The organism is Anoxybacillus andreesenii, assembly GCF_030813005.1.
In the GTDB taxonomy this organism is placed as follows: domain Bacteria; phylum Bacillota; class Bacilli; order Bacillales; family Cytobacillaceae; genus Robertmurraya; species Robertmurraya andreesenii.
This window is the reverse complement of record NZ_JAUSTU010000013.1, coordinates 64628-76765: the sequence shown is the minus strand read 5'-3', so window position 1 is coordinate 76765 and position 12138 is coordinate 64628. Positions and strand designations below refer to the sequence as shown.

The window sequence follows — 12138 nt, the reverse complement described above, 5'->3', positions numbered from 1 at the left end:
ATAGATGACAGCCGAGAAATTTGCACTTGATTTTCTTGTTGAGCCATCGAATCAGTATTTTGGGAACGAAAAAAGTATTCAATTTCAAAAGCCACAAACTCTCGAATTAATGGATATTTCCCTTTATCATATTGAGGAAATAACCTTTGAAGAGAAATCACCAAGAAAAGAAGCTCTTGAAAATGTCATCAGTTCTTTAAATATTGACGGTGTGAACTTAATCTATCTTATATTAGGTGACAAAAAAGGGGTTCATTTTTACTTCGGAGTCGCTCGAGATTTATATAAAAATGAGGAGCTAGATTTAGAGATTCGTGATATTGGGGAATTGGTGTTAAAGCCAAGTCTTAGAGGGAATTTCCGAGGAAGTGTCGTCTCTGAAGTAAAGCCTGCAGAAAAGAAAGCGATCCTTCATAAGATACAAGGCATGAGAAACAATGCCTTTTTAGAGGGAGTCCCTGGGATTAATAAGGAAGACGAGCATTTTCAAGGGGTAGACCGTCTTGTCGACGTGATGCTCGGAGATGAATTTGGGTTAATGATCATTGCGAAGCCGATGAACCGTGAGGAGATATTTGAAATAGAGGAAAGTCTCTATCATTTATATGCAGCGGTTACGCCTCTATCTAAGAGAAGTGTCCAGGACTCGATCAGTAAAGGATTAGGAACTACTGAACAGAACTCAAATGGTTCTTCGACGACGAAGGGGGAAAATACATCAAGAGCTGACCAGGAAGGCAGTGGAACAAACGACTCCGAACAAACGGGATGGAGCAAGGGAGAAAATAAGAGTGTCCAATCGAGTACTTCTAACCAATCCAGCTCCTCTTCAAAATCAGAATCAAAAGGCGGCAGTACAGGCTCCAATGGGTCGAAAACAACTGGAAAAAGCACAAGCAAGAGTGTGAGCATCACCACTGGTTCATCCGAATCCTACAGTACCAATCAATCGGTGACAAAGGGAAGCTCAACAAACGAAGGCACGTCCACGAGCACGACGATTGAGTTTGTGAATAAGCAAGCACAGGATTGGTTGAAGTACTTGGATGAGGCCATCATTCCACGGTTGGATTATGGGAAGGGCAAAGGAATTTTTGTTTCGACCATTTATCTTTTTACTCAGAATAAGGGGAGCTTAATCAAACTAGGAAATACAGTGAAGGCTCTGTACTCTGGGGAGACGGGGAACAAGGTTCCGCTCAAGGTCTATGAAATAAAGGACCGCAGCCGATTACAACCGTTGCAAAACTTTCAATTGCCATACGGGAAAGCTAGGAAATCCTTCAGTCAAAATGAACAAATGGCTAGGGCGGCTTATTCCCAGTATGTCAATGCTAAGAGCGAGGTATGTATCGGAAATTGGCTTTCCACAAAAGAGTTGAGCCTAATTGCCGGACTTCCGCAAAAGGAAATTGTCGGACTGCCACTAAGGGAAGAGGTTGAATTCGGCCTTAATTTTTCGAATAAGACAGACAACACGATCACACTGGGAAAGGTCGTTCAAAGCGGGAATGTGATTGAAGAGATTGATGTCAGTCTGGACAAGGACAACCTTAATAAGCACCTATTCATCACAGGTGTGACCGGAAGCGGGAAAACTACGACCTGCCAGAAGCTCTTAATGGATAGTGAACTTCCATTTTTAGTGATCGAGCCAGCAAAGACAGAATATCGCATTTTGACCGAGCAATATCCAGATTTGCTCATCTTTACGTTGGGACGGGAGATAGCAGCACCATTCCGCTTGAATCCATTTGAATTCTTTCCGCATGAGAGCATCACGTCCCGTGTGGATATGATTAAGGCGAGTATCGAATCTGCCTTTGAAATGGAGGCGGCGATTCCGCAAATTATTGAAGCGGCGATCTACAAGTGTTATGAGGATTATGGGTGGAATATTGCCACGAATAAGAATGTGATGTATGAAGATCCATTTGCTGATGGGGTATTTGCCTTTCCAACACTGGGTGATTTGATTCAAAAAACCAATGTTGTCGTGCACGAACAAGGCTTTGATGAGCGCTTAAAAAACGATTATATTGGTTCGATTAAAGCAAGACTGCAAGGATTATTAATTGGTGCCAAAGGATTTATGCTAAATACAAAACGGTCAGTCGATTTCGGGCAGTTTTTGGACAGCCGTGTTGTTCTGGAGCTCGAGGAAATTCGGAGCGCCAGTGAAAAATCATTGATTATGGGCTTTATTTTGACGAACTTGACGGAAGCAATTAAAGCGAAGTATTTACAGCATGGGGCCTTTGAACATATTACACTAATCGAGGAAGCCCATCGATTGTTAAGTAAGTATATGCCTGGAGATAGCTTAAACAAGAAGCAGGGCGTCGAAGTTTTTTCCGATATTTTGGCTGAAATACGGAAATACGGGGAGTCTCTCATAATTGTCGATCAGATCCCTGGAAAGCTGACTCCAGAGGTATTGAAAAATACGAATACTAAGATCGTGCATCGCATCTTTGCCCAGGATGATAAAGATGCTCTCGGGAATACAATGGCGTTAACCGATGAACAAAAACAATTTTTATCCCATTTAGAAACGGGAAGAGCGGTCGTATTTACACAAGGCTGGCCGAAAGCAATACAGGTTCAAATTGAACGAACAACGAACACGACTGGGGATTTGATTATAAAGGATGAGGAAATTAGAAGAAACATCCTTGAATTTTACAGAAGTACATATAGACGGGGTGTCTTCCAAGGCCTTGAATCCTTACCGGAAATAGCGAATATAGCTGAATTGGAGCATTATCTAGAGTTGCTTCGAGAGGATACTTTTTTCAAGTCCTACGAGCATTTTGTGAAAAAATGTGATCTAGAGGATACGCTTACACTCGAGCTGGTGAAATTGGTGAAGAAATATGAGTTGAATTTTATCTCTCAGTATTTGGTAAACCGATATTACCGGGAAACGGAGGAGTGCTCCTTAGCAGAAAGAACAGAGCGGGTGGTTGCATTTTTTAATCAGCTATTAGACGGCCTTGAGCCGAATCTAGTAAATAAACATTATCGCAAACTAAAACTATTGAAATGAGGGGTTACAAATGGGATTTTTGGGAACAATCGGGAGTGGAATTAGTGCAGTATGCAGTGCCATTGGAAGTGCTGTGTCAACACTTGGTAGTGGGGTAACGAGCTTTGCAACAAAATTATTGGCACCATTTCCGCAAATTGAGCTAGCCATTTATACGATTATCATTGTCGCAGAAATTGTTAGTGGAATTGCTGAGATTCTAGGTCTAAAGCCAGATAAAGAAACAGCAGAAGAGCTTGGTGCAAAAGCACAGGATGCAGAACTCAAACGGGATGATTTTTCATCCACAGAAAAATATATTGAGTACCTCCGAAATGAGGTTGCATTTGACCGAGAAAAATTCGAAAAAATGTCTCCAGAGGAGCAGTTAGCCTGCCGTACGATTGGAACGACATTGTATGCAAAAAATATAGAAGAAAAATTCGGTCTCGGTCTCTCTCCTGAGTTTCTCCTAAAGGCAGCCCAGCTTGAAATGAAAGCTCTGGAAGTAAAAGGATTTATGGATGCTTTTAAGCAAAGCGGCGTATCTGATATGAAGTACATGAGTGACTTCTTAACTGGTAGATTGGATGAAAAGACAGATATAAAGATAGAATCAGCTATTATAAATGGTTTGAAAAATATGAATCCGAATATGAGTGAAGATAGCATCCAAAGTAAAATTGGTAAAATGACGAAGGCAGCATTACGTACTGAGGAGAGTTAATTGATGGTTCACAAGTATTTTTTCTTTATCCAAAATGGAGAAATTCGTTCTTATAAATGGAAGGATGGAAGGCTTCTTTTGGTAAAGTATAAGGGCGAAGATTTTTGCTCCATAGAGGAGCCAACCTTTTGGGAATGGTGGGAGGAAAGCAACTCTTACATTCCTTTGGAGGATAAGGTGGATTTTTGCTTTGTAGGGGACGAGATTGAGGATTTTTATCCAGTTCACTACTCATGTGCTGAGGCCTCTGAGTGGAGTATGGACAAGATTGAAGCATTCCTGAATGAATATCTAAAGGACAGTAGAATTGAGCTAACAAATGTGAATAAAGGGAACAGGATTCAAATTGAGAAAGCTCCTCAAGCCTATAAATATACTGAAATCGTGGCATTAAACTATTTTACAATTCCTGCTATTTTGGAAAAGCATTCTGAAGAAATCGAACAGGTTTCTGCAGGAGAATCATTAAGAAGCTATTATTTGAAGGAATTGCAAAGAATTAAATAGATAGGAAGTACTCGATTAAAAACTATATTTGACAAACATCCTGCTTTTATGGTAAATTTCATAGCAATTAAATAAAATGCAAAGATGGGAATGGAAATTTTTTCACCAGTAATGCATCTACCTCTGGTACAGAAAGCTGACGGCTGCTGCGAGTCAGTGCATGTAGAATGGCATGAATTACCTCCCGGAGCATTTACTGTGAACCTGATAAGTATTAGCAGTAAACGGATGATCCGTTATCTTTTAAAGTGGAGAACAATAACTGTTCTCAAGTTGGGTGGTACCGCGTATACAACGTCCCTTCGATTTAATCGAAGGGATTTTTTTTATGAGAAAATTAATCATCGGTTGGTATACTTGACCGAGCCTTTGCTCCTGGGGTTTGGAGCAACAGCGAAGAGAGGGCATGCCAGCCGATTATAAGAATCAGGAGGCCAATAAAATGGATTTATTACAGGATTTACAATGGCGTGGAGTTATTTATCAACAAACAGATGAAGAAGGTTTGAGGGAAGTACTGGAAAAAGAAAAAATCTCGCTGTACTGTGGGACTGACCCATCAGGCGACAGCCTACATATTGGGCACTTGCTTCCTTTTTTAACATTGAAACGATTCCAAAATGCCGGCCATCGTCCAATAGTTCTTGTGGGTGGGGCAACAGGTCTAATTGGGGATCCGAAGGCGACTGAGGAGAGAGTTCTGCAAACGGTCGAGACTGTTGAGAAAAATGTTGAGGCCTTGACCGCTCAGCTTAAGGCAATTTTCGATTTTGAAGGCGAAAACGGGGCCATAATGGTTAACAACTACGACTGGACTGCTTCGATGAATATCATTACCTTCCTACGAGACTACGGAAAGCATATCGGAATTAATTATATGCTAGCCAAGGATACGATTGCGTCTCGTTTGGAAACAGGAATTTCTTTTACTGAATTTACGTACACAATCATGCAGGGGATGGACTTCAAGCTTCTCTATGAAAAGTATGGCTGTAAGCTCCAAATTGGCGGAAGCGATCAATGGGGGAATATCACAACAGGGCTAGAGCTCATTAGAAAAATGACAAGTGAAGACTCGAAAGCATTTGGAATGACGATTCCGCTAGTAACAAAGGCGGATGGAACGAAATTTGGAAAAACGGAAGGTGGAGCCATCTGGTTAGATCCGAAGAAGACTTCCCCTTATGAGTTCTACCAATTCTGGATTAATACTGCTGATACAGAAGTCGTGAAATTCTTAAAATACTTCACGTTCTTGTCTAAGGAAGAAATCGAAGCCTTAGAGCAATCTGTTCAAGAGGAACCGCATTTACGCAAAGCACAAAAGGCGCTTGCTGAAGAGATGACACGTTTGATTCATGGGGAAGACGCTTTAGCTCAGGCTATCAAAATTACCGAGGCTTTATTTAGCGGTGACATTAAGAACCTAACTGCTGCCGAAATTAAAGAGGGCTTTAAGGATGTTCCTTCTTATGAGGCTGGAGCAGATGAAGATCTTGGTCTAGTTGAATTATTGGTTAATTCAAAGATTTCTCCATCAAAGCGTCAGGCCCGTGAGGACGTTTCCAATGGCGCGATTTATGTGAACGGAGAGCGTGTGACAGACCTTGAATATGTATTATCTGATGCCGATCGCATCGAAGGGCAGTTTACCGTCATTCGCCGCGGCAAGAAGAAATATTTCTTAATTAAATACTAAAATCAAAATAGACCTATGGAAAAATCTGTAGGTCTATATTATTACTTTTTTGAAACCTTTGACTAATTGAGCCGTATATAAGTTATCGAAAAGCTATGATGAAAGGAGGGGGGATATTTCCGGACATGAAAAGCCAGGAAGAGCATTCCATTACATAGAAAGGGGGAGGACAGATGGAGCTATTCGGAGCACCGATACAGTCTGTATACTTAATTACCCTAATCGTTGCAGGTGGCTTAACGCTTCTCTATATTTTATTTAACGATATTCTTGAAGCCGTCGCAGAGGTTTTTCCAGTGAACCCGGCTCTAATTCTTGCTTTTATCACCTTCTTCTCAGCGAGTGGATACTTGTTTGAATTATTAACCTCACTGAACAATTTCCTCATTATTGGTATTTCAATTGTCATTGCATTGGTTTTAGATACTTTATTAAATGTTTTTGTGCTTGTTCCACTTTCTTCAGCGGAGGAATCCCTAGCCTATACGACAAAATCCTTGCGAGGTCGAACAGGGAAGGTCATTATCCCCATTCCTCTAGATGGCTACGGAGAGGTCCTTTTAAAAAGCAATAGCGGGACGGTGGCAAAATCCGCAAAGAGCTTTAAGGGCGAACCGATCGAAGAGGGCAAAACAGTTTTAGTAGTAGAGGTTCAAGATGGTGTACTCCATGTAGTACCACATGAGAGCCAAGAAGATTATTTAATCTAGGAGGGGAAACTATGTTACCAATGTTCATTGTTATTGGAGTTGTTGTATTTTTACTAATTGCACTTATTGCTGTATTCATTACGAAGTACCGTACAGCAGGCCCGGATGAGGCGTTGATTGTAACGGGAAGCTATCTAGGAAGTAAAAATGTCAATGTTGACGAATCGGGCAATAAGGTGAAAATCATTCGTGGGGGCGGGGCATTTATTTTACCAGTGTTTCAACAAGCTGAGCCTCTGAGTTTACTATCTAGCAAGCTTGACGTCACAACTCCTGAGGTGTACACAGAGCAGGGTGTACCGGTCATGGCTGACGGAACGGCGATTATTAAGATTGGTAGTTCGATAGAGGAAATTGCAACGGCTGCAGAGCAATTCCTTGGCAAACCGAAGGATGAAAGAGAAAATGAGGCAAGGGAAGTTCTCGAAGGTCATCTTCGCTCGATACTTGGCTCGATGACAGTAGAAGAAATTTATAAAAATCGTGATAAGTTCTCACAAGAGGTACAGCGAGTGGCATCCCAAGATTTAGCTAAAATGGGTCTTGTTATCGTATCTTTCACCATTAAAGACGTAAGGGATAAGAACGGCTATTTAGAATCATTAGGAAAGCCTCGTATTGCGCAAGTAAAGAGAGATGCTGATATCGCAACTGCAGAAGCAGAGAAGGAAACTCGGATCAAACGAGCAGAAGCTGATAAAGATGCGAAAAAGGCAGAGCTTGAAAGAGCAACTGAAATTGCAGAGGCAGAAAAAGAAAATCAAATGAAAATGGCTGATTTCCGCCGTGAACAAGATGTTGCAAAAGCACGGGCGGACCAGGCATATGATTTGGAAACCGCTCGTTCCAAGCAGGAAGTCACGGAGCAGGAGATGCAAATTCGCATCATTGAGCGTCAGAAGCAAATTGAGCTGGAAGAGAAGGAAATCCTTCGCCGTGAAAGACAATATGATTCAGAAGTGAAAAAGAAGGCAGATGCGGATCGTTATGCGGTCGAGCAAGCAGCAGCTGCGGATAAAGCGAAGCAGCTAGCAGAGGCCGATGCGAATCAGTATCGAGTAGAATCGATGGCAAAGGCAGAAGCAGAAAAGATCCGTTTAGATGGTTTAGCGAAAGCAGAAGCAGAGAGAGCGAAAGGGGAAGCGGATGCAGATATTATTCGTCTGAAGGGTCTTGCTGAAGCGGAGGCAAAACGAAAAATCGCCGAAGCCTTCGAAATGTACGGCCAAGCCGCTATTCTCGATATGGTCGTTCGTATGCTACCTGAGTACGCGAAGGAAATCGCTAGTCCATTAGGAAATATTGATAAGATTACCGTTGTTGATACGGGTGGCAGCGGCGAAAATGGGGGAGCCAACAAAGTAACTGGCTATGCAACAAACTTAATGTCATCACTGCAAGAAACCCTTAAAGCTTCATCTGGTATCGATATGAAGGAGCTACTGGAAACCTTTGCGGGGAAGGGCAATATTAAAGGAAGTATTGAACAGCTGTCAAATGAATGGTCCAAATCAAACCAAAATCAGGAATAAGTTACCGAATACTCTTTTTAAAACCCATAAAGGTAACCAATAGAGGTTATTGGCTCCCGAACCAAGCTAACGACAGTTTGAGAGGTATCCAATATGGCTGATTGGCGACCGAAAAGGATGGGAAGTAGTTAAAGAGTATCCAATAAAGGCTATTGGCGACCAAATTGGACTAGAAATATCCAAACCGGTAGCCAATAGCCTTTTTGATTCATTTAACAAATAAATTAAATTTTAACGCTTTTCTAGAAGTAATTGATAGCCATATATGATTATGGCATAAGTCATGGACGCAATTATATGATGAATTCGTGTAAACTTAACATATTTTATGAAATTAATTTTATCGAGGATGTTGAGGATTGGAAATGCATAAATTAGGTTTTGAACCAAATTGATAAGCACATATAACCAAAACTTTCCAAAGGTGAAACGTAAAATCCACAGTGTTCCTACTGAGAACGGTCCCAAAATGATAGATAGAATGTTAAGGATCCTAGTTATTGTTCCGCCTTTTACCTTCCAAGCGTTAAAATGAGTACCAATAAACACAGTTGTCATCACTAATAATGCCGCCATTGTAGAGGAGGGTAGGTACCGTTTCACAGTCTTCTTAGGAAGAAAATAAACCGACAACCACGTTAAAATGAAACCAATTCGAACCAAGGGTACGATCATAATTCTCCATCTCTTCTTTCTGTTTTCTTTTAGATTTCACCATTACAGAAGATTTATGTAAGAAGAGATAAGAATCACCTATCGATATTATTAAAAATGGATTTCACTAATAAACTGGAAAATCTAATACAAACAAGTATCCTCTATCAAATCATGCTCTCATATAACCGTTGAAAATCGCCCTCACGATCAGGGCTGAATAAAAATTCATCATCTGCTATCGCTGTTAATAGTTTTCTCTTTAAAGCAGTGTCTGCCACTTCATTAATGATCCACTTTCGTTTCAAATACAGAAACTCAAGATATTCTTCGTAGGATGGATCAAATTCCTGTTCCAGCCTTGTACGAATTTTCCGTGCTAGCGTCGGACTTGCGCCACCTGTTGAAACAGCAATTGATAGACGTCCACGGCGGAATGACGAGGGTAACTGAAAATCTGATTCACAAGGATTATCGACCATTAAAACAAGCTGGCTGGGAGCTGCTGATTCTTTCACTTGCTGATTGAGAAGCCTGTCGTTCGTTGCCGCGAAGATGATAAATGCATCTTTTATATCCTCTGCACAAAATCGGTGCTTAGCCCAGAGGATCTGCCCAGTGCGAGCTAGCTTTTGTAATTCATCTGTCGCTTCAGGGCTAATGACTGTAATAAGAGCCCCAGTGTCCAATAAGCCGCAAACTTTTCTTTCCGCCACCTTACCGCCGCCAATGACCACTACCTTTTTTCCTTCAAGGTGTAACATAATCGGATAAGTTAAATTCATCATGCACCTCAGCCACCCGTTTTTCAATTAGTGGAATTAATCTTTCATTGAAACCAACCGGTTCGCAGAAAATGATACTTTCTTCCACCCACTCTAGTTCTCTTTTCATTTTGTCAGTAAAGCCACCAGAAAACAAGAAGTGGGGTAGAATAAATATCTTCTTTTCTACTAATTTTGCTGCTATCTCCTGATAGTAAACAGGCGTCGTCACATATGCTGGATGAACACTACATCTTGCTTTCTCAGCTAAACTAATAGCTAACCTTTCAAACTCAGCACCCGCTTCAGGAAGTCGGCTCCCATGTCCCACTAATAATACTGCTTCATTGTCGCGGGCGCCGAAACCAGCATCAGCAAGTTTGTCCGCAAGAATATCAACCATGATGTCATCCACACCAAGCGGCTTTCCATAGTGGAAAATAACATCAGGATATTGTCCAAGTTCGATTGGAATATCGACATTGGTATGAATTCCTGGTAATAAAAAAACAGGGACAACTGTAATTCTACGTGCACCTTGTTCGATACAGGACTCTATGGTCTGGGCAATGGATGGCTGAGCATTTTCCAGAAATCCATAGGCTTGGATAGATAATGGTGAGTGTTGCATGATTCTTTTAATAAAATCAACAAATTTCTCATTTGCTGCTGATCGCTGGCTCCCATGTGCGAGATAGATAACCGCATCCATTTTCTATTCTCCTCCTAGTGCCCGACCTGCTAAGTAGCTTATTAAAGCTTCCTTTGTTGCTTTCGGAGGCATTCCAGATAGTGGAAGCCCGGCATCAGCTACAGCAGCCATTGTTTGTTTTCCCATGCTAACAACCTGCAGATTAGCCAGTAGTTCAGTGGCATCGATCCCACATTCTCGCAACCCTTCTACAAACTGAGCGACCGAAGCACTGCTTGGGAAGATCATTGTATTCACGTCAGCTTCCTCTAGCATTCTTTTAAAAATGGGGATGAACTGTTGATCGAGCTCTTTTTTACTCGTATATAATTTGTCCGCATTGTCTTGAGTGACTATGCCATCGTCACCGACAATGAGTCGTTTCCCCGTGGCTGGCATCTCTTCAGCAAGATTAGCCATCAATCCTTGTTTGTTTAATGCTCTTACTGATTTGCTGGAAGCACCATACAGACTAGCACGGATGGTTCGGATATCGCTCCCTTGTTCAAATAGCGCTGTAAAAAACTCTGTCACACTTTCTGGTGAAGTGAAGAGAATATGATCATAGGAGGCCACATTTGTTACATCAATAGAAAGTACCGTCCTTTTCCATTTTGGAAATTCAATCACATCTGCACCCTGATTCATTAATTCCTGTGCTAATTCACTGACACTGTCGCCAGTGCGGGCAAGGAGGATCTGCCTGCCATACAATGGCTTTTGCTCAAACCAGCTGATTTTTTCCCGCAGCGAAATGACATCGCCAACAAGAATGATCGAAGGGTTACTAAACTTCTCCGCTATAGCTCTTTCCGCAATATTAGCGAGTGTTCCCTGCAATGTTTTTTGGCGTCCAAATGTCCCCCAATGGATCAAAATTACGGGTGTCGAAGCTGATTTTCCGTGATGGATTAGATTTTCACAGATATAAGGTAAATTACCAACACCCATGTAAAAGGCAATTGTGTCCACACCTCGGGCAAGCCCTTCCCAATCGAGTAACGGTTTCCCATTTTCAGATTTGTCATGGGCGGTCACAACGGCAAACGACTCAGCATGCTCCCGGTGGGTCACAGGGATTCCTGCATAAAGAGGGGCTGCAATCCCCGAAGAAATACCGGGGACGATTTCGAATGGTATTTTGTAGTGAGCAAGGGCTGCTGCTTCTTCGCCAACGCGGCCAAATACACCTGGATCTCCACCTTTTAAGCGAATGACTGTTTTTCCCTCTAGTGCCTTTTCAACTAGTAGTTCATTAATCTTCTCTTGGCGTAAAGTGTGGCGTTCCGGTAATTTACCACAGTATATAAATTCACAATCGGGCTCAGCAAATTCTAATAGCTTTGGATTAGCAAGCCGATCATATAAAATGACGTCCGCTTGCTTAATTGCATTCAATCCCTTTACTGTTATAAGCCCTGGGTCTCCGGGTCCTGCTCCTACTAAAACTACCTTTCCTGTTTTCATGTTGCAGCCATCCTTTCTTGTTGCCATGTTGTCTCGATGTTATATGATGAGAAAAATAATATCTCCTTCTTTTTCTACTGTAAATGTCTGAACCTGACCCTCGTCCGGCGCCTGAACCATCCCATTTTCGAGTGAGATTTTCCAATCATAAACCGGGCAGTAGACATACTTACCGCTAACAAGTCCTTCTGAAAGCACTCCGCCCTTCGGATGCGGGCTGCGGTTCTCCAGTGCAAAAACCTCGCCGCTTGTCACCTTAAAGAGAGCAATTTCAGTTTGATCTATTTTAATAGAATAGCCTGTCTGAGCCTGTAGTTTTGAATCGTTTGCCACCGGAATCACTGTCTTAACCATTTGGA

10 protein-coding genes and 1 other annotated feature are annotated in these 12138 nt (G+C 41.8%); of the genes, 6 read left to right on the top strand and 4 right to left on the bottom strand.

The window, feature by feature from the left end; translation table 11 throughout:
* Nucleotides 1-4 precede the first annotated feature (4 nt).
* The 6 genes from J2S07_RS14120 to floT all read left to right on the top strand — a co-directional run bounded on the left by J2S07_RS14120 (nucleotide 5) and on the right by floT (nucleotide 8203).
* Nucleotides 5-3049, top strand: a complete 3045-nt coding sequence (locus J2S07_RS14120) for a helicase HerA domain-containing protein (protein WP_307151058.1) — start codon at nucleotides 5-7, stop codon at nucleotides 3047-3049.
* 10 nt (nucleotides 3050-3059) lie between these two features.
* Nucleotides 3060-3755: a hypothetical protein gene (locus J2S07_RS14115; protein WP_307151057.1), complete on the top strand. Its 696-nt coding sequence runs from the start codon at nucleotides 3060-3062 to the stop codon at nucleotides 3753-3755.
* Between the two features lie 3 nt (nucleotides 3756-3758).
* Entirely contained in the window at nucleotides 3759-4262 is a 504-nt protein-coding gene (locus tag J2S07_RS14110; protein ID WP_307151056.1) for a hypothetical protein, read from the top strand.
* 72 nt (nucleotides 4263-4334) lie between these two features.
* Nucleotides 4335-4567, top strand: a binding site (T-box leader).
* Between the two features lie 137 nt (nucleotides 4568-4704).
* Nucleotides 4705-5961: a tyrosine--tRNA ligase gene (gene tyrS, locus J2S07_RS14105; protein WP_307151055.1), complete on the top strand. Its 1257-nt coding sequence runs from the start codon at nucleotides 4705-4707 to the stop codon at nucleotides 5959-5961.
* Between the two features lie 173 nt (nucleotides 5962-6134).
* Nucleotides 6135-6671, top strand: a complete 537-nt coding sequence (locus J2S07_RS14100; protein ID WP_307151054.1) for an NfeD family protein — start codon at nucleotides 6135-6137, stop codon at nucleotides 6669-6671.
* A gap of 11 nt (nucleotides 6672-6682) precedes the next feature.
* Nucleotides 6683-8203 (top strand): flotillin lipid rafts scaffold protein FloT, encoded by a 1521-nt coding sequence (floT, locus tag J2S07_RS14095; protein WP_307151053.1) that lies wholly within the window; start codon nucleotides 6683-6685, stop codon nucleotides 8201-8203.
* 821 nt (nucleotides 8204-9024) lie between these two features.
* Here the strand turns inward: floT and J2S07_RS14090 are convergent.
* From J2S07_RS14090 to nirD, 4 genes are read right to left on the bottom strand one after another with little or no spacing between them, the layout of a single operon-like run.
* The gene (locus J2S07_RS14090; protein WP_307151052.1) at nucleotides 9025-9645 is read right to left on the bottom strand and encodes an NAD(P)-binding protein; all 621 of its coding nucleotides are present in this window, start codon (nucleotides 9643-9645) and stop codon (nucleotides 9025-9027) included.
* Nucleotides 9608-10333 carry a sirohydrochlorin chelatase gene (locus tag J2S07_RS14085; protein ID WP_307151051.1) on the bottom strand — a complete coding sequence of 242 codons (726 nt, stop codon included), beginning with the start codon at nucleotides 10331-10333 and terminating at the stop codon, nucleotides 9608-9610. Before J2S07_RS14085 ends, J2S07_RS14090 begins: the two co-directional genes overlap by 38 nt.
* A 3-nt stretch (nucleotides 10334-10336) precedes the next feature.
* Nucleotides 10337-11779, bottom strand: a complete 1443-nt coding sequence (cobA, locus tag J2S07_RS14080) for a uroporphyrinogen-III C-methyltransferase (protein WP_307151050.1) — start codon at nucleotides 11777-11779, stop codon at nucleotides 10337-10339.
* A 39-nt stretch (nucleotides 11780-11818) separates the two neighbouring features.
* A complete protein-coding gene (nirD, locus tag J2S07_RS14075) occupies nucleotides 11819-12133 on the bottom strand; it encodes a nitrite reductase small subunit NirD (RefSeq protein ID WP_307151049.1) in 315 nt (104 codons plus the stop codon).
* Nucleotides 12134-12138 lie beyond the last annotated feature (5 nt).

Excerpts from the sequence above, each read along its gene's own strand:
- J2S07_RS14100 (WP_307151054.1), top strand. The coding sequence starts at position 6,135 with ATGGAGCTATTCGGAGCACCGATACAGTCTGTATACTTAATTACCCTA.
- J2S07_RS14110 (WP_307151056.1), top strand. The coding sequence starts at position 3,759 with ATGGTTCACAAGTATTTTTTCTTTATCCAAAATGGAGAAATTCGTTCT.
- nirD (WP_307151049.1), bottom strand. The coding sequence starts at position 12,133 with ATGGTTAAGACAGTGATTCCGGTGGCAAACGATTCAAAACTACAGGCT.
- J2S07_RS14090 (WP_307151052.1), bottom strand. The coding sequence starts at position 9,645 with ATGATGAATTTAACTTATCCGATTATGTTACACCTTGAAGGAAAAAAG.
- J2S07_RS14115 (WP_307151057.1), top strand. The coding sequence starts at position 3,060 with ATGGGATTTTTGGGAACAATCGGGAGTGGAATTAGTGCAGTATGCAGT.
- J2S07_RS14120 (WP_307151058.1), top strand. The coding sequence starts at position 5 with ATGACAGCCGAGAAATTTGCACTTGATTTTCTTGTTGAGCCATCGAAT.
- tyrS (WP_307151055.1), top strand. The coding sequence starts at position 4,705 with ATGGATTTATTACAGGATTTACAATGGCGTGGAGTTATTTATCAACAA.
- floT (WP_307151053.1), top strand. The coding sequence starts at position 6,683 with ATGTTACCAATGTTCATTGTTATTGGAGTTGTTGTATTTTTACTAATT.
- cobA (WP_307151050.1), bottom strand. The coding sequence starts at position 11,779 with ATGAAAACAGGAAAGGTAGTTTTAGTAGGAGCAGGACCCGGAGACCCA.
- J2S07_RS14085 (WP_307151051.1), bottom strand. The coding sequence starts at position 10,333 with ATGGATGCGGTTATCTATCTCGCACATGGGAGCCAGCGATCAGCAGCA.